The sequence below is a fragment of the Tenuifilum thalassicum genome (assembly GCF_013265555.1).
GTDB lineage: Bacteria > Bacteroidota > Bacteroidia > Bacteroidales > Tenuifilaceae > Tenuifilum > Tenuifilum thalassicum.
In genome coordinates, this window is record NZ_CP041345.1 from 2,679,789 (window position 1) to 2,698,021 (window position 18,233).

Consider the following 18,233-nt stretch of genomic DNA (forward strand, 5'->3'; position numbering starts at 1 on the left):
AGGGGAAGCTGGTTCACACATTTTTGCAAGCAAATACAAACATAGCAGGGAAACTAACCAAAAACATAATTAGATTTAGCCTCTACCCATTTATAAACTTTGGAACAAACTTTATACAATTAGTATTGAATATTTTAAAAAATACTATATTTGGGTAGATAAACATAAAGAATCACAGATGAAAGTTGCTAATAAAATTATTGAAGTATTGTCGTTGGGGGTAGATGCTAAAGCAACAAAGGAAACAGCGACAAAAATCAAACAATTCACTATAGTTTCAATACCTAGTATATTTATTTATTTACTACTTGGCATATCCTCTTCAAATACTTTTAACGCATTACCATTAGCTTTAAACTTTACAGTTTTCACCATCTCTTTCATACTAGTATTACAGGTACTCCTTTCTGGCAAGCTATCGTGGCAAGGATTGACACTAAGTATTATTTATTCTCTGGGAATATTATTAAATATTTCTATTGGCTACACCAATGTAAACTTAGCTCTTACACTTGCCTTCCTTCCTGTTATACTTTACAAGTCGTGCAGCTACAATAGCGCAAATCTTTTAATCATTTCATACATCTTAGTTTTATCTATCTTCCTTTACCTTACTCCTACACTTGGTTTACCTACGCAGCATCTTTTTTATCAAAACCGTTTAGTTCTCATCATCAGCTATTCGTTATACGTACTAGCAATTAGCTTTATAACATTTTTTAGGGACAGACAATTCCAAGAACTTGAAAAGCAGTACCTAGAATTACAGAACGAAATAAATAAACGTACCGATTATCTGGCAAAACTATCGCATGATATTCGTACCCCGCTTAACAACATTGTAATCGTTTCAAACATACTAACAAAACAGGTACACGATGACAAACAAAGGGATCTAGTAGACACCATTCAAGCGTCATCGAACAACCTGATGAGCATCCTTAACAATATGTTTGATATGTCGATATCAGACATTTCGCAAGACACATCTTTACAAATGCCATTTGATCTTCAGAATACCCTTAATAATACATTTCGACTTTTTGGCACACAGGCAGGAACGGTTGGATTCTTCTTTAAGTTCGACGATCGATTACCAAAAACCTTACTAGGCGACCCTGTAAAACTAAAGCAAATCTTTTTAAACATTGTTGAAAGCATTATTAAAAGCAAAAGTACGCCTAAAGTAATTATAGACATAAGGCTTAGCAAGATGCACGAATCGGAGAGTAATGTAGACATTTTTGCCGAGGTCACAACAAACACTCCCTTATTGTTACATCATGCCGATGGTGTCTCAGCTACAACTAATGGTTCAAACAGTTCAATGCTAAGCAATCAGGTATTCATTGAGATGCTTGATTTAAAAATAGCTTCAAAGCTAGTAAAAGAGAATGGCGGCCGGTTAAATGTTAAGTTGTCTTCTAATGATGCTCAGATTAGTTTCAACTTCAAGCTTTTAAAAATCCCCACAACCATAACCGAAGAGCCAATAGAAGAGAGTCAGCAACAACAATTCACACAACAAGAAGGCAACGAAACACAGGAAACAGCCCCTACAACCAATGCTAGCAAACTTGAAAATGCAAATGTTCTACTTGTTGAAGATAACCTTATCAACCAAAAGATAGTCCTTCTAAGCTTAAAAAAGGTAGTTAAAAATATAGACGTTGCAGTTAACGGGAAGGAAGCACTAGATAAATTTGGAACAAGCAAATACGACATCATCCTTATGGATGTCCAGATGCCAATAATGAATGGATTTGTTGCTGCAAAAAAAATTAGAGAGCTAGAAGAGAGTTCTAACTCCCATACTCCAATTATAGCAATTACAGCTAATGCGTTAATGGGCGACCGCGAAGAATGTCTAGCCGCAGGCATGGACGATTACATAAGCAAACCTTTCCAGATAGAGGTTCTTATTCAAAAAATGAAGAACCTGTTAGAGAAGAACAGCTAGTTATTATCAAATACCCTTGGGTTGAACAGCGAATATCCAAAAGACATATTTAAGAAAAACTCCTTCCCTCTAACGCCAGGATAATGTGACAATGAGATGGAAATTGGGCCTAAAGGCGAGACATATACCATTGATGTTGAAAAAATGTAATCGCGACTCTTAAAGGGGGCAGAATATGTTGCCATACCATCAGCATCAGCAACAATTGCCTTGTAAGGTTGAAAAACAAAGGCATCGAATCTTAAACTAAAATTATCGGAAAAGCTATAAATTGGCGATAATCCTAATGCGAAGTACTTGTTCGCGCGCAAAGTTTCTAAAAACAACACCCGTGAATGAGGAGTAGGAGCAAACTGATTTAAGGCCAATATGGTAGCCCAGTAGTTGTTAAAAAAATTCTGAGTTGACCAATAACCTTCGGCATAAACACCCAGCCAAAAGTGTTTACCCATTATTCTATGATAGCTCTCGTTATGGAAATATCCTGTATAGAATGTATGGTAACTATCACTTTCGGAAACCTGATTTGCCGTTGTTCCTGGGTCGTGAATCTCGTGTCCGTAATAGGATGAGAACGATAATATTTGCCTACGACCTCGATTCGAATATTGTTTATAATTAAGCGTATTTTTTTCTACTTTAACATTGCCCTTAATAAAACGAAATATTGTTAAATCGGGAATGTCAAAAGAGTAGTAGTTATCGGATTGGTAGTACTCATCGTTTTTTTGTCCTGTAGCTATCGATATTGTTGTATTTAACGAGCTGGTATGGCTAAACCGCAAAGCCAGTGATCCAAAAAACTCATCTTGTACGGCATAAGCAGGTTTAACATCCTCAAAAAAGGGTATTGGATTTCCGCTATGGTAATCGTACCTGTTTGCAACAGCCGAAGCCACAATAGAAATGGGAATTTTATAGGGAAATGTTTTCATGAAGGTAAGCCTGCTACTTGCATGGAACTTACCGAAATATATATTACCATACAAGGTGTTTGATGTTCTAGATAACCAATTGTGAGTTATGGAGAAGAACCCCTCGTTCCCAATATCTGATGTTAGGCTCAACCCCAGTCCCAAATTAGGATATTTATTCAGCGAAGCCTTTAAATTCACATCAAACAAACCACTGCTATCGTCAAAAACTACATCGGGTTGTAGGCGCTTAAACACCTTGTCGGACATCAACCTGTAATAGTTCTTTTTAAAATGCTCAAAAGTTACCACATCATATTTGCTCATAAATACTTTTTCAACATATTTGCGCTGTTTCGGTTTCAGCCCAACAATATTTATCTTTTTGATATACAGTGGTGGTAGTTTTGTTTTAAATGATTCTCTAGCAATCGTCAAGCTATCTAATGTAACCCTACGAGAGACCCTCCTTTTAATGCTGTCCATAAAATGGATTGTAGTTTGGTAACCTAGGTCTACAATTTCATCAACTCTATCAAAATCAAGCAAGCTAACATTTTTCAGTTTTGTATCTAGCACAATACCAATCGAATCGGGTATTGAGTAGTTAGTCATACCAACAATCATGGCTTCAAGCTGCTCAAATGGATCATCATCGGAAGGTGTTTTAGAGTTGTTGGCAACCTTACTTCCAATAATGTAATCGGGATTAAACTCTTTTAAGGTTTCGGGCCACATAAAGTTGTTATAAATTCCTCCATCAAATAGTAAAAGAGAATCGATAAAGATTGGTTTAAAATACAGAGGGAAGGTCATTGAAGTGCGAACACTCTTCCCTAGGTTTCCTTTTCGAAAATAAATAATCCTTTTTCCTACCACATCGGAAGCGTTGCAACGGAATGGAACAAACAGCTTATTAAAGTCGCCACCAGAAACAGCATTCCCTTGAGCAAAGAGCTCTTCGAATGCAATGTCCATGCCCACTGTAGGTATAAAATTTGAGGTCACTTTTGGCTTAATTCCTTTTGATGTAATTTCTAATCCAACGCTAATATTCTGAGCATCAACTAAGGAGAAATCATTTATATTAAACTTTAACGACTCATCAATAACCCCTTTACTCCAATTCGAAAATTCTTTTGATTTAAAGAGTTCAACCATCTCATCAGGCGAGTAGCCCATGGAATATAGGCCTCCGATGATTGCACCCATTGAAGTACCAGAAACATTATCAATAGGTATACCGTTTTCTTCAAGAGCTTTTATAACACCAATATGAGCTAATCCTTTTGCCCCTCCCCCACTTAAAACCAAGCTAACTTTTTGGGCATTTGCAGCAATAAACACTAATAGTAAAACAGTAATACCGATAAACTTTTTCATGCTTAAACATTTTACTCTCAAAGTTAAAAATAAAGGATAAAGAATTTTCTAAAACAACATTTTTTATGATTTAAAATCGAATTTTTAAAGGATTTAAACTAGGGAGTGAAAATCAATTTGGCTAACGAAGTTCTATTTTACTAAATTTGCAAATTAACGTAATCAAAAAGGGAAAAATGACTCTTATAAAATCGATTTCAGGGATACGAGGCACAATAGGCGGGAAGCCAGGAGCAAATCTAACCCCCATTGATATAGTTCGATTTACTGCTGCCTATGCAGAGTGGTTAAAGCAACGTAATAAGGGTAAACGTTGCAAGGTTGCAGTTGGGCGAGATGCACGTATCTCGGGGGAAATGGTCAATAATCTAGCCATAGGCACTTTACTTGGTTGTGGAATTGATGTTTTAAATCTAGGCCTTGCCACCACACCAACAGTAGAGATGGCAGTAATCCACGAAAAAACCGACGGAGGTATCATACTAACAGCAAGCCACAATCCCCGTCAATGGAATGCACTCAAGCTTTTAAATGAGAAAGGGGAGTTCCTTTCCGATGCCGATGGCAAAAAGGTACTTGAATTAGCGGAAAGAGAGGATCTTAACTTTGCCGAAATTGACAGCATTGGAAATGTCGAAGATGAATTTGCTTTTGTTGATGAGCATATTAAGCACATCTTAAAGCTAAAGGATATAGATACTGAAGCAATAGCTAAAGCTAATTTTACGGTTGCCATAGATTGTGTTAATTCAGTTGGTGGGATAGCCATCCCAAGATTGCTAAAAGCGTTAGGAGTAAACAATATCATTGAACTTTATACCGATCCCACTGGAGAGTTCCCACATAATCCAGAACCTTTGCCTGAACATCTAACTGAGATTTCAAGAATAATTCAAGAGAAAAAAGCCGATGTAGGTTTTGTAGTTGACCCCGATGTAGATAGGCTTGCCATTGTAAACGAAGATGGAACAATGTTTGGGGAAGAATACACTTTGGTTGCCTGCGCCGATTATATTCTTAGCACTAACCCAGGCAATACCGTATCAAACCTATCGAGCACTGCAGCACTAAGGGACCTGACGCATAGCTACGGCAAAGAGTATTATCCATCGGCAGTTGGTGAGGTTAACGTGGTAGCTAAAATGAAAGAAGTTAATGCTGTTATTGGTGGCGAAGGAAATGGAGGAGTTATACTTCCAGAACTCCACTACGGAAGGGATGCTTTAGTAGGAATAGCTATTTTCTTATCGTTGCTAGCTAAAAGTGGGAAAAAATGCTCCGAGTTACGGGCAAAATACCCAAGCTACTTTATCTCAAAAAATAAAATTGAGCTAGACTCGAGCATTAATCCTGATACTGTTTTAGCTAGATTAAAACAAAAATTCTCCAACGAAAGATTAAATACCGAAGATGGGCTTAGAATAGATTTTGCTGAGGGTTGGGTACATATGCGAAAATCAAATACAGAACCTATTATCAGAATTTATGCTGAGGCCAAATCAGCAGAAAAAGCTAACGAACTTGCTAAACTAATTTTAGAAGAAGCTAGAAGCTAAACGATAGAAAACACAACATAAAGGCTGCCACTTGGCAGCCTTTTAATGTATCTTAGAATGGCAAATCCTCCGTGGGATCAGGCACTGATATGTCGGCATCAGAAGCGATATTCTTTGATTCTTTAGGCTCCGAATAATTATTTGATTTATCATCCTGACCTGTGTTTGGGCCTAACAATCTGAAATTATCACAAAGGATTTCTGTAGAATACCTCTTCACACCATCTTTTTCGTAGGAAGATGATCTGATTCTTCCCTCAACATACAGCAACTTGCCCTGTTTCACATACTTCTCTGCAATATCAGCGAGGCCACGCCAAACAACAATATTATGCCACTCGGTTTGGGTGACCTTATTTCCACTCCTATCGGTATAGGTCTCATTTGTTGCAAGCGGGAAACGTGCAACGGTATTACCACTTTCTAGATGACGTACTTCGGGGTCTTTCCCAACATTCCCCACAAGAATTACTTTGTTGACTGACATATTTTTATGTTTTGATGTTTACTTAATACAAGTTAATTCAAATTTTGATAGTCTCAAAATTAATTTTCAAAAAACAAAGCTAAGCAAACTTTACCCAATAATGAAACTTAATTGAGGAATTCACATATACCGATTAATAAAGTACTTGGCTGTAGGCTCTGCAGCCAAATAACCATCAATAAGCCTTGGGAATGGGTATGTTGACAGTTCCTCAATTGGAATCATAACGTAATCGGCTTTCAAAGAGTAGTTTGCTTTTTCGATTTTCAAAATTATAAAGGTAGCCCATATTATTCTGTGGCTTAAAACATGTTTTACTGGCTCAGAGATATACCGAATGCAAGGTTCAGTATCCTTTAAAAAGCTTAACCCTTTAATTTTCTGACCAATTTCATCAAAATTGAACTGCTTGTTATGTTCCCACAAGGGGAATTCATAGAGCGAATTCCAAATGTCGTTTTCACTACGACGTCGTACAAAAGTGAAATTCCCATACCTTATCATAAAATAGTAGAAAAACCTATTTTGGGGCGGTTTCTTTATACCCTTAACTGGTAATGAACTTATAAGATTATTCTGATATGCATAGCAATACTCATTGAAAGGGCAATCGATACATAGCGGCGACTTAGGGGTACACTGAAGTGCACCAAAATCGATAATTGCTTGGTTGAACCTTCCGGGCTCTTTTTTTGAGATAAGCTCTTTGGCCAGCTCAAAAAATTCCTTTTTACCCTTTGAAGAATCAATAGGAGTGAAAACACCAAATACACGCGCAAGAATTCTATACACATTACCATCAACTGCTGGTACAACTCTGCCAAATGCAAACGAAGCAATTGCTGCTGCTGAGTATGGACCAATCCCCTTTATTTTTAAGAGTTCATCAAAAGTATTTGGTATTTGACCATGAAATTCATTAACAATTTGAATTGCTCCTTCTTTAAGATTTCTTGCACGCGAATAATATCCCAAGCCCTGCCACACTTTCATCAATTTGTCAATGGGTGCATCTGCCAATGCTTGGACGGTTGGAAACTCTTCTATAAACCTATAGTAATACGGAATCCCTTGATTTACCCTTGTTTGCTGAAGTATCACCTCAGATATCCAGATAAAATATGGGTTTGAGGTATTACGCCATGGCAAATCGCGCGCATTACTACCATACCACTTCAGTAATTTATTGCTAAAATCCATTGTATCAAACCAAAAGAAAATTTTTCTTGTCAAAATTAACTCTAACTATTTCATTTATCGATACAAATCATGTATATTTGCAATCCATTTTTGCGAAATAATTCATAAATTACTGATAACTAAAGATTTTTAAAAATGACAAAGGCTGATATTGTAAACGAGATTTCCAAGAGCACTGGAATCGAGAAAGTGGCAGTTCAAAAAACTGTTGAAGCTTTTATGGAGGTTGTAAAGGACTCTCTTGTAAAGGAGAAGAATGTTTACCTCAGAGGCTTTGGTAGTTTTATTGTTAAAAAGCGTGCCAAGAAGACCGCTCGTAACATTTCAAAGAACACTACCATCATTATTCCTGAGCACTTTATTCCTGCTTTCAAGCCTTCAAAATCGTTCGTGAACAAGGTTAAGACTCACGTTAAGAAATAATTTATTTACTAACCATCAAATTTTACAGCTATGCCAAGCGGAAAGAAGAGAAAGAGGCATAAAATGGCCACCCACAAGCGTAAAAAACGTTTACGTAAAAATCGTCACAAGAAGAAGAAATAGCATATCATCTTGCTAATGAGAAAATTGCAAACATCAACCTAAAGTACAATCGTACTTTAGGTTGTGTTGTTTAATTACTTTAATTAAAAACGTATAAAGAAGTGAATACCGAGTTAATAATTGATGTTCGTGAAACTGAGGTTGCCATTGCCTTGCTTGAGGACAAGCAGCTTGTTGAGCTCAACAAGGAGCAGAGCAACGTTCAGTTCTCGGTTGGCGACATCTATCTCGGTAAGGTAAAAAAGATTATGCCCGGGCTAAATGCAGCCTTTGTAGATGTCGGCTACGAAAAGGATGCATTTCTTCACTATTTAGACCTTGGGCCCCAATTCAACACGCTCCAGAAATATGTAAAGGAACACTACTCACGAAAAAGCAGGCCAGTTCCTTTATCAAAATTCAACCTGCTGCCCGATATTGAAAAGGGAGGCAAAATAACCGATGTACTAACCTCAGGACAACCCGTAATGGTCCAAATTGCTAAGGAGCCTATTTCAACTAAAGGACCAAGGTTAACATCGGAAATTTCTATTGCAGGACGAAATCTTGTGCTGGTTCCATTCAACGACAAGGTTTCGATTTCGCAAAAAATTACCGCTCCCGAAGAGCGGAAACGCCTAAAAAGGCTAATGGAAAGTATTATCCCCAAGAACTTTGGGGTTATTGTTCGTACCGCAGCCGAAGGTAAAAAGGTGGCCGTTCTGGATGCAGAGCTTCGCAGCTTGATTAAGCGCTGGGAAACTACTATTGAAAAGCTAAAAACACCTGGCTATCCCGCATTGCTTACTAGTGAGATTAAACGCACATCAGCGATTTTGAGGGATATGCTTAACGGCTCGTTCAACAGCATCTACGTAAACGACGAAAATGTTTACCACGAAATTCGAGAGTATATTGAGAGCATTGCCCCTGAGAAGGAAAAAATTGTAAAACTATACAACGGTAATGTTCCCATATTTGACCAATTTGGTGTTGAAAAACAGATAAAGTCTTTATTTGGTCGTACCGTTTCCATTAAAAGCGGAGCTTATTTAATTGTGGAACATACCGAAGCTCTACACGTTATTGATGTTAACAGCGGGAATCGCTCTAAATCATCAAACGACCAAGAGACCAATGCTCTTGAAGTAAATCTTGCTGCGGTTGATGAAATAGCACGGCAGCTTAGGCTACGCGATATGGGTGGAATAATTGTTGTGGATTTTATTGATATGCACAACAATGAGAATAGGCAAATGGTTTATGAGCGCATGAAGGAGCTCATGAGCCGCGACCGTGCAAAACATAATATTTTACCCCTCACCAAGTTTGGGCTTATGCAGATTACCCGCCAGCGGGTCCGTCCTGAAATGCATATCGAAACAAAAGAGGTTTGCCCAGCTTGTAATGGAACAGGTAAAGTGGAAGCAACAATTCTGCTCGACGACCAGATTGAGAATAGGCTTTCAATGATTTGTAAGGGTAAAAAACAAAAATCTATAACTATTAAGTTACACCCATATATTGCAGCATTTCTTAAAAAGGGGGTTTTATCAAAACGTTTCAAGTGGGCTTTGAAATACAAATGTGCTATAAATCTTCAGCCCATGTCGTCGTACCATTTTCTGGAGTACCATTTTTTTGACAAACACGATAATGAGATAGAATTTTAGCCAACCTAACATTAAGGGTGCCCGTAGGCACCCTTTTTGCTATTCAACCACAATCTCATCGGCAAAGAGCCAAGTGGGAGAGCCTGAGGCAGGATGCCAATCGGGGCAAGGCCCTGGATTAATTGCAACTACCTTTATCCACCTAGTTGCAATTGATTTTTTCGCATCGGCTTTAAACCTAAAAATGGTAACTCCCTCCTGTTTTGGGTTAACAGGGTTATCCTTAAACCCAAAAGGCAAAAAATCTTTTCCATTTGAAGAATGGTAGAACTCCACTCTTTTAGGCAAGAATATCCACGAAGGAGTATTCTTTAAGAAACCGACTGAAATTGTTGATACTGTTTGAATGCTTCCTAAATCAACTGTTGCTATAATATCATCGCCTTGAACGGCTTGCCAAATTCCATCATTGTATTTTTCAGTGCCCAAACGACCGTCGACCAAAGCGTTTAGCCCACCACCTAAATACTTTTCAGCCGGAGAATAAGCTAGTTCAACTGGTTTGTTTAAACTTTTGGATATGGCAAAAGAGCGTTCGAAAACCTCACCTACCCTTACCCCATTGCTAAAAGCAGCAGCCCTAACAGTGGTGGATTGGGTTAAAGAAATTGGTTTACGATACAATGAACTTATAGCAGTTGGCTCATCACCATTAGTAGTATATCTTATATCCAGATTATCCTGACCTTCAAACAGTTCCACAACTATCGATTTACCATCATCACCAACTTTCGACTTAAAACTAACTGCCGATTGTTCAAGTCCATATGAAACGCCAAGTGCGTTTAAGCGATTATAGTGATAGCGAACACGTTTTAAGAACTCATCATAGTCGCGTTCAACAGGATATGTCCATAATACTTCAGAGATGGCTAGAAAACGTGGAAAAACTTTTGAATCGACAGTTTCTTGGGGGGCACGCTCGGTCCACATGTTGCATTCGCCACCAAGCACCAAGTCATATCTGGCAGAATCGGCACCTTCAGGAATAGGATTAAAGCTGTAAACCTTTTGAAGACTTGTAACCTCAACAGAATAATCGAAATAGCAATGGCTTGTTGGCGAAACAATAACGGGAGCGTTTGCCTTAAGGGCTTCAGAAGCCCTATCGATTCCGCGCCAAGCCTGTACAATAGCATTATGCGGCCGACCGCCTTCAAGAATTTCATCCCAACCAATTATAGTTTTCCCTTTCGATTCAAGAAACTTAGAAATCCTACTAATAAAATAACGCTGTAACTCCTCGTAGTTGTCTAATTTCTCTCGATGCAACCTTGCTTGGCATTTGGGGCAATTCTCCCATCTATATTTTGGAGCCTCATCGCCGCCTATATGAATGTAAGGCGAAGGGAATAGCTGCACAATCTCAGAAAGCACATCTTGCAAAAAGATAAAGGTAGAATCGTTACCTGCACAATAAATATCCTTGAAAACGCCCCAGTTTGTTTCAACCTTTAGGGGTTTACCAGTACATGAAAGATGTGGATAAGCCGCTAACGCTGCAACCGAATGCCCAGGCATCTCAATTTCAGGCACAATCATAACGTGACGCTTAGTGGCGTAGGCAACAATCTCACGAACATCATCCTGTGTGTAAAAACCGCCGTAAACGGTTCCATCGGCGTTGGTGCGCCATGCCCCTACACTGGTCAGTTTGGGATACTCTTTAATCTCAATCCGCCAGCCCTGGTCTTCGGTAAGGTGCCAGTGCAAAACATTCATTTTATGGTAGGCCAGCAAGTCGATGTATCGCTTTACAAAATCTTTTTCCATGAAATGCCGACAACAATCGAGGTTCATGCCTCGCCACGAGAATCGGGGTTTATCAACAATAGCTAAGCAAGGAATACTAATCTTATGGGCATTAAAACTATTACTCTCAAAATCACTCGGAAATAGCTGTCGCAAAGTTTGAATGGCATAAAAGAATCCCGATGAACGATTTGCCTTAATTATAATTTGCTTTGGTGTAATTTCCAAGATATAGCCTTCGGTTCCTAAACTATCGGGGCACTCGTCACTAGTGAGAAATATTGAGTTTTGGGATGGAACATTTTGGTCATTTCTGCCCTCAATACAACCTATCCCCTTATCATTGAGAAAATCTAAAAGGTATGCAGCGTTTTCTTTAGCAGCACTATCTGTACTATTTGCAAAAACTGTTGTTTTATTGCTTATTGTAAACTTACCTTTCAGCTCTTTAAGATGAACGGGTTTTGGAATAATGCTCACCTGATTAGGTTGACGACACGATGTAATTGCCACCAGTGCAATGATTGAAAAAAGCAAGTTCCTCATCATTCTGCAGTTTACTTTATTGTAATCTCATCGATAAAAAGCCACGAAGGCTTACCAGCGCTCTCGTGCCAAGCAGGGAGTGGACCAAATGATTTGGAAAAAACCTTCACATAACGGGCTACTGCACTTACACTTACAGCAAATTCCTTAATGGTTGGCTCCATTTGATTATCTGGAATATCACTCTTAACCGTTCCAACATCCGTAAAGCTAACACCATCGGATGATATGGAAAAGCTCACTTGGCGAGGCATCATAATCCAAGGACTGGCATCCTGTAAAAAACCTGCCGATAGCTGCGTAATCGGTTTCATCTCGCCTAAATCAATAATTGCCTCAAAATCCTGTCCCTGATATCCTTGCCATCCACCGAGTCTGAAATTTTTACTTCCCCTTACACCATCAACCAAGCCTAATGCACCTCCAGCAGTGTACAGGGAGCTATATTTCGATTTCAGCTGAACATTAGCAACACTTTTCACCTTTCTGAAAACGCCCTCAACAATGGGACTTGTTTGCCCATCGGGCAAAATGGCAAAGGCACGAACTTTCTTACTATCGGTTAAAAGCAGCCTATTGCCCTGCATCCATTGGGGCTGCGACACTGGTTTATCAATGGGCTCTACCGAATAAAACAGTTTTGCTTCGGGCTGAATGCTATTTACAGTAACAACAATTGAATCGGTAAAAGCCTTTTTATCGGCCTGAATAAAAGGGGCTAACACAATGGGGTAGTCATTTACTGACGAAACTGGTAAATCATCACCATTCACGCCCCACGAAGTATTTGGAACGCTATCCATAATAAACCGAAGCTCGCCACCATTTGTTATTTCAGAATGGTCAATCCAACTCCTACTTATGGGTGTTCCATTTAGCGTTACACTTTTTATGTAGATATTTTTATCGCTTACACTATCGGTAATAATGATGAAATGTTTTCCATTTTCAAGTTTAATATCGATTTTTGGGAACATAGGAGAACCTATTGCATATTGTGTTGAGCCTGGACAAACAGGGTAAAATCCCATGGCGCTCATGATATACCAAGCACTCATTTGTCCGCAATCCTCATTCCCAATTATTCCATCGGGTTTGTGGCTGTACATTTCATTCATTATCTTTTTAACTAGCTTCTGGGTTTTCCAAGGTTTGCCCACATAGTTGTAAAGGTAAGCCATGTGGTGGCTTGGCTCGTTACCATGCGCATACTGACCTATAAGGCCCGTTATATCGGCTTGATTTCGGCCCGCTAGTTCCGAGGGAGCATTGAAAAGCTCATCAAGCTTTGCCTCGAGCATCTCCTTACCACCATGCAGGTTAATTAGCCCTTGAATATCGTGAGGAACATAAAAGCTATACTGCCAGCTGTTGGCCTCGGTAAAGTTTTGGTCTACTTCGGCCGGATTAAAATCAATTTTAAAGCCACCATTTATTCTTGGACGCATTAAATGAGTTTCGGGGTCAAATAAATTTTTATACGATTGTGCTCGCTTAATAAATGTTCGATAATCATCGTTCCGTCCTAATCCTTTTGCCATTTGGGCAATACACCAATCGTCGTAGGCATACTCAAGGTTTTTTGAAACCGACTCATGCTCCATATCCCCAGGAATGAATCCATATCTTTTATACTGAAAAAGCCCCCTGGCGTTTTGATTTGCACTATGTTTCATCGCTTGGAATGCATACTCCGCATCAAATCCCCTAATGCCTTTTAACCATGCATCAGCAATAACCGACACTGAGTGATAACCAATCATGCAATTGGTTTCGTTGGCAGCAAGTTCCCAAACGGGCAACAATCCGCCATGGCGGTAATGCGATAAAAATGTATTAATGTAATCGGCTGTGCGCTTTGTATCAATAATGGTCATTAATGGATGCCATGCACGATAAGTGTCCCAAAGCGAAAAAACAGTGTAAGGTGTAAATCCATTTGCCTGATAGATGTAGTCGTCCATGGCTCTATAGTAACCATCAACATCTGAAAATACATTTGGGACTACCATGGCATGATAAAGAGCGGAATAAAAAGTGGTTAGCTGTTCAGTTGTACCACCGACAACTTTTATCTTTGAAAGCTCATTGTTCCATAGATTACGTGCTGCATCAACCACACTCTCAAAACTCCATCCTGGTGTTTCCTGCTCAAGATTTTTAAGGGCGCCCTCCTCGCTTACAAACGAGATACCAACTTTAACCAGTAAGGTTTTATTTCTAAGTCTAGGAAACTTAACCCATGCCTTAAGCTTTGTTCCATGAACCTCAAGGGTTCCATCGTCGTTATTAGCGGTGGACATCTCGCCACTTTCATCGGTAAACCTTGGGCCATCGATAAACGGCTCCGAAAACCTTGCCACAAAGTAGATTTTTTGATTAGTAGCCCAGCTCGATGAACGACGATAACCAGCTATCTCATTCTTGCCTGTAACTTTTATCCACGATTCAAGTACCTTATCGCGGTGCGCCAAGTCAATTACCAGTGCAGGTTTACTTGCCTTGGAGTAGGTATATCGATGAAATCCCACTCGTGGGGTTGCTGTCAATTCAGCCTTTATCTTGAATTTATCGAGAAAAACCGAGTAGTAGCCTGCCTTTGCAACTTCAGTCTCCTTCCTAAAAGTTGATGAGTACTCCTTGGCATCAAAAATTGGATTTTTCCCCACAACAGGGGCAATAAGTATATCGCAATAGTCGGCTACTCCAGTTCCGCTAAGATGAGTATGCGAAAAACCATAAATCACATTATCAGTATAATGGTATCCCGAACAGCCATCCCATCCAGAAAGTCGAGTATCGGGGCTAAGCTGCACCATCCCAAAAGGAACAGTTGCACCAGGATAGGTATGTCCATGAAAATCGGTTCCGATAAACGGATTCACATAATCGGCAGGGCTCTTCTGAGCAAAAAGAGTGGCAGCCTGCAATAGTAAAGGTACTAGAATATATCTTTTCATCCTTTTAGTATTTTTTGAAGTTTCATCAAATCTCAGTGCTGATTATTTAGTGTCTATTTGCATACCTTGCTCCGGTTTCACCTTTTCCCTTAACCGCTGCACCATTTTATCCATCTGCAAAATAGTTTTATGCGGCATCCTTGTAAAGTAGTAAACACTCTCAAAATGTTTTTTATTGTCAAAATAGATAGAAATATCCAAATAGATATCATTACGGGTCATCAACTTTCTGTTTAGTGGCACTTTACCAACCTCTACAGCAACGTTAGGCTTTAGACCTACAGCCCATTTATATTGAGCTATTTGGTTACCATTCACATCTTTGATTAAAGTTGAGATGCTGGCACTTACAGGATTGATACTATCGGATACTGCTTTAACTACAAGCATGCTGTCCGATAAATATGCACCAGCAATTACAGGTTTATAAAGATTTTTGACGTAGTGCTGAACTCGTTTCCAATTCCCCTCGTAGTCGACACTCGACCACGATACAACGGGCCAGCAGTCGTTTAGCTGCCAGTAAAGAGTTCCCATGCAGTAAGGCGATGATAAGCGCTGAGCCTCAATGGCATGCGCATAACCCTGCGCCTGAAGCATTTGGCTTGACTCAACCCATTCATATAGATTATTAGGCTTAAATCCTTCGCGCTGTAAGAACTCATTTATGGTCTGATAGCCGACAGGATGTTTTTGATGGCAAAGCAGCTGTGCAGAATCGGGCATGTTTTTGCCATCGTTAAACAATTGCATCACATGCACTGAAGGCGCCCCCTGAAATCCATACTCGCTCATAAATCGTGGCACCTTTTGAAGGTATCGCTCAATGGGCTCCCTACCCCACCATACGCCCCAGTAATGTGAGTCGCCATGAGTCATGCTTTTAGGATTTCCCCAACCAAACATTGGCGATGATGGCCAGTAGCAACGCGTTGAATCGTACCTTGCAACTACGCTGGGAAGCAGTTCATGAAAAAGTTGTTGATAACCTCCCCACAACTCATTTGGTGCCTCCACAAAACTGGTCAGCTGATTTTGCCATCCCCAGTTATGCCATCCCTCATCAACCTCGTTGTTACCGCACCACAATGCTAAACTTGTGTGTTTACGCAACCTTTTTACCTGCTGTATTGCTTCCTCCCGAACATTAGCCTGGAATACCGAGTCATACGGATACATTGAGCATGCAAACATAAAGTCGTGCCACACAAGAATCCCCTTGCGGGTGCACTCTTCCATAAAAGCATCGGGAGCATAAACGCCTCCACCCCAAACCCTGAGCATGTTGAAATTGCTTTGAGCGGCCAAATCAGCCATTCTTATCCATGCCGAATCGGAAATGCTATGAACAAAAAAGTTAGGCGGAATAAGGTTGGCCCCTTTAGCAAACATCGGCCTACCATTGACCTCAAGGTAAAAGGATTGACCTATGCTATCGGGTTCCGATACCAACCTAACCGTTCTAATGCCCACCTCGTGGATTTTACTATAAACCAATTCACTATCGGCATAAATCATAATCTTAAACCTGCTCAAATTCTGGTTTCCCATTCCATTAGGCCACCAGAGTTTCGGATTATCCACTGTGAATTTTACATCAACTTCATCACCATTAGCACGGATTTTTTTATTGAGATAATCCTTGTTGTAATCTAAATCGACAACTTTTATTGTTAGCACATCTGCATTCCCTACCAAATTAAATGATGCCAACATGGTTGCCTGTTGTGGATTTGCATTAAGGGTAACAAAGGCAATGTTTTCTACTGCCACTTTTGGTTTAATTCGAAGATAAATGGGCTTCCAAATACCACAGGTAACAAATCGGGGACCCCAATCCCAACCAAAGTGGTAGGCCGCCTTTCGAACATACGCCCATTCGCCCCCAGGCAAGCGAAAAGGCATCATTGCAGCCAAACTATCAACAACTTTGATTGACGAATGGAACACTATGCGCAACTCATTACCTCGATTTCGAACGATATTAGTACATGAAACAGCACATCGCCTAAACATATTATTAGCCCGAAGAATCTTAACAGTGTTTAAAAACACATCGGCATGGGTATCGAGGCCATCAAAAACCAGTTCCAACTCACGGTTGTTAAACGAATCGGGGATATCAAACACACTTCGATACTCCCAATCAACACTATCAATCCAGGAAACCTGCATATTATTACAGCCAAGGAATGGATTGGGTATTTTCCCATTGGCAAATAGGTCGGTATGTACGGAACCAGGGACTTTTGCGGGAAGCCACGTATCTTGAGAATCGAACTGTCGAAACACCCAAGAATCGTTAAGCAAAATCGTTTGCTGCGCAAAAGCAGCAGCTGAAATCAGTATGGCTATCAGAGATAATGTTATTCTTTTCACCGTTGGTGTGTTTTACGTAAAATAATGTTTTTCGACTTTTACTTTAACCCTTTGTCATTCTGAGCTTGCCGAAGCATCTACAGCACTTTCCATTCTTTTGAGATCCCTCGACTTCGCCAGGGATGACAAGTAAATAACCTTCTACCAATATCACGACCTCTATCCTCTTGTCATGCTGAGCTTGACGAAGCATCTATTGCCCTTCCTATTTATTCGAGATCCTTCGGCTTCGCTCTGGATGACAAGGATGTATCCTTCTACAAAATATCACGACCTCTCTCCTCTTGTCATGTTGAGCTTGCCGAAGCATCTACAGCACTTTCCATTCATTTGAGATCCCTCGGCTTCGCTTGGGATGACAACAGAATTTTTAATCTTATACCTCATCATTTAAAAACCTCCATTCAGGATTAAATTCGCTTATTAATGCTTCTTTTTTACTTCTTCTCCATCCTTTTAGCTGTTTTTCTCTACTAATTGCATCCTCGATAGAATCAAATCGTTCCCAATAAACCAAAAAGTAAGCATTATACTTTCCAGTAAAATGCAATTTATCTGTAATTGCATCCTGCATGTGCTGATAAAGTCTTGCACGTAAATTATTGGTTACACCTACATACAAAACTGTTTTTGTTGCATTGGTAACAATATATACAAAATAGTTGTGAAGCCCTAAAGGTTTCATGCTATATATTCATTTAATCTACTTTCCAGAACATTAGTTTCTTTTCTTCCTAATCATGCTGAGCTTGTCGAAGCATCTAAAACACTTTTCATCCTTTTGAGATCCCTCGGCTTCGCTCGGGATGACAAAAAAGCAACTTTCTACCAATATCACAACCTCTCTCCTCTTGTCATGCTGAGCTTGCCGAAGCAACTATAACCCTTCCTATTCATT

At 39.7% G+C, this 18,233-nt stretch carries 11 protein-coding genes; 4 read left to right on the plus strand and 7 right to left on the minus strand.

What is annotated here, in order from left to right; genetic code table 11:
- The first annotated feature begins 178 nt into the window (after nucleotides 1-178).
- Entirely contained in the window at nucleotides 179-1,960 is a 1,782-nt protein-coding gene (locus tag FHG85_RS11115) for an ATP-binding response regulator (protein WP_173075892.1), read from the plus strand.
- On the opposite strand, the gene FHG85_RS11120 is transcribed toward FHG85_RS11115, so the two are convergent.
- The gene (locus tag FHG85_RS11120) at nucleotides 1,957-4,257 is read right to left on the minus strand and encodes a patatin-like phospholipase family protein (RefSeq protein ID WP_173075894.1); all 2,301 of its coding nucleotides are present in this window, start codon (nucleotides 4,255-4,257) and stop codon (nucleotides 1,957-1,959) included. The two genes, FHG85_RS11115 and FHG85_RS11120, sit on opposite strands and share 4 nt — an antisense overlap.
- A 176-nt stretch (nucleotides 4,258-4,433) precedes the next feature.
- Here FHG85_RS11120 and glmM point away from each other — a divergent pair, with 176 nt between their 5' ends.
- Entirely contained in the window at nucleotides 4,434-5,813 is a 1,380-nt protein-coding gene (gene glmM / locus FHG85_RS11125) for a phosphoglucosamine mutase (protein ID WP_173075896.1), read from the plus strand.
- 52 nt (nucleotides 5,814-5,865) lie between these two features.
- Here glmM and FHG85_RS11130 read toward each other — a convergent pair whose 3' ends face one another.
- Together FHG85_RS11130 and mutY are read right to left on the minus strand one after the other, a co-directional pair.
- Entirely contained in the window at nucleotides 5,866-6,300 is a 435-nt protein-coding gene (locus tag FHG85_RS11130) for a single-stranded DNA-binding protein (RefSeq protein ID WP_173075898.1), read from the minus strand.
- Between the two features lie 120 nt (nucleotides 6,301-6,420).
- A complete protein-coding gene (gene mutY, locus FHG85_RS11135) occupies nucleotides 6,421-7,533 on the minus strand; it encodes an A/G-specific adenine glycosylase (protein WP_246249212.1) in 1,113 nt (370 codons plus the stop codon).
- Nucleotides 7,534-7,635: 102 nt separating this feature from the next.
- Between mutY and FHG85_RS11140 the strand changes: the two genes are divergently transcribed.
- Both FHG85_RS11140 and FHG85_RS11145 read left to right on the plus strand, forming a co-directional pair.
- Nucleotides 7,636-7,923 (plus strand): HU family DNA-binding protein, encoded by a 288-nt coding sequence (locus FHG85_RS11140; RefSeq protein WP_173075900.1) that lies wholly within the window; start codon nucleotides 7,636-7,638, stop codon nucleotides 7,921-7,923.
- Between the two features lie 224 nt (nucleotides 7,924-8,147).
- On the plus strand, nucleotides 8,148-9,698 hold the full coding sequence (locus tag FHG85_RS11145) for an Rne/Rng family ribonuclease (RefSeq protein ID WP_173075902.1): 1,551 nt from the start codon (nucleotides 8,148-8,150) through the stop codon (nucleotides 9,696-9,698).
- Between the two features lie 39 nt (nucleotides 9,699-9,737).
- On the opposite strand, the gene FHG85_RS11150 is transcribed toward FHG85_RS11145, so the two are convergent.
- From FHG85_RS11150 to FHG85_RS11165, 4 genes are all read right to left on the minus strand, one after another.
- Nucleotides 9,738-11,999: a glycoside hydrolase family 20 protein gene (locus tag FHG85_RS11150; RefSeq protein ID WP_173075904.1), complete on the minus strand. Its 2,262-nt coding sequence runs from the start codon at nucleotides 11,997-11,999 to the stop codon at nucleotides 9,738-9,740.
- Nucleotides 12,000-12,007: 8 nt separating this feature from the next.
- Complete coding sequence (locus tag FHG85_RS11155; RefSeq protein WP_173075906.1) at nucleotides 12,008-14,956, minus strand: GH92 family glycosyl hydrolase; 2,949 nt, start codon at nucleotides 14,954-14,956, stop codon at nucleotides 12,008-12,010.
- A 42-nt stretch (nucleotides 14,957-14,998) separates the two neighbouring features.
- The gene (locus FHG85_RS11160; RefSeq protein WP_173075908.1) at nucleotides 14,999-17,335 is read right to left on the minus strand and encodes a glycoside hydrolase family 2 protein; all 2,337 of its coding nucleotides are present in this window, start codon (nucleotides 17,333-17,335) and stop codon (nucleotides 14,999-15,001) included.
- 376 nt (nucleotides 17,336-17,711) lie between these two features.
- Nucleotides 17,712-18,020: a GIY-YIG nuclease family protein gene (locus FHG85_RS11165; protein ID WP_173075910.1), complete on the minus strand. Its 309-nt coding sequence runs from the start codon at nucleotides 18,018-18,020 to the stop codon at nucleotides 17,712-17,714.
- Nucleotides 18,021-18,233: the final 213 nt, after the last annotated feature.

What these genes read in the sequence shown, in the direction of transcription:
- FHG85_RS11115 (WP_173075892.1), top strand. Translation starts at nt 179, where the DNA reads ATGAAAGTTGCTAATAAAATTATTGAAGTATTGTCGTTGGGGGTAGAT.
- FHG85_RS11120 (WP_173075894.1), bottom strand. Translation starts at nt 4,257, where the DNA reads ATGAAAAAGTTTATCGGTATTACTGTTTTACTATTAGTGTTTATTGCT.
- glmM (WP_173075896.1), top strand. Translation starts at nt 4,434, where the DNA reads ATGACTCTTATAAAATCGATTTCAGGGATACGAGGCACAATAGGCGGG.
- FHG85_RS11130 (WP_173075898.1), bottom strand. Translation starts at nt 6,300, where the DNA reads ATGTCAGTCAACAAAGTAATTCTTGTGGGGAATGTTGGGAAAGACCCC.
- FHG85_RS11140 (WP_173075900.1), top strand. Translation starts at nt 7,636, where the DNA reads ATGACAAAGGCTGATATTGTAAACGAGATTTCCAAGAGCACTGGAATC.
- FHG85_RS11150 (WP_173075904.1), bottom strand. Translation starts at nt 11,999, where the DNA reads ATGATGAGGAACTTGCTTTTTTCAATCATTGCACTGGTGGCAATTACA.
- FHG85_RS11155 (WP_173075906.1), bottom strand. Translation starts at nt 14,956, where the DNA reads ATGAAAAGATATATTCTAGTACCTTTACTATTGCAGGCTGCCACTCTT.
- FHG85_RS11165 (WP_173075910.1), bottom strand. Translation starts at nt 18,020, where the DNA reads ATGAAACCTTTAGGGCTTCACAACTATTTTGTATATATTGTTACCAAT.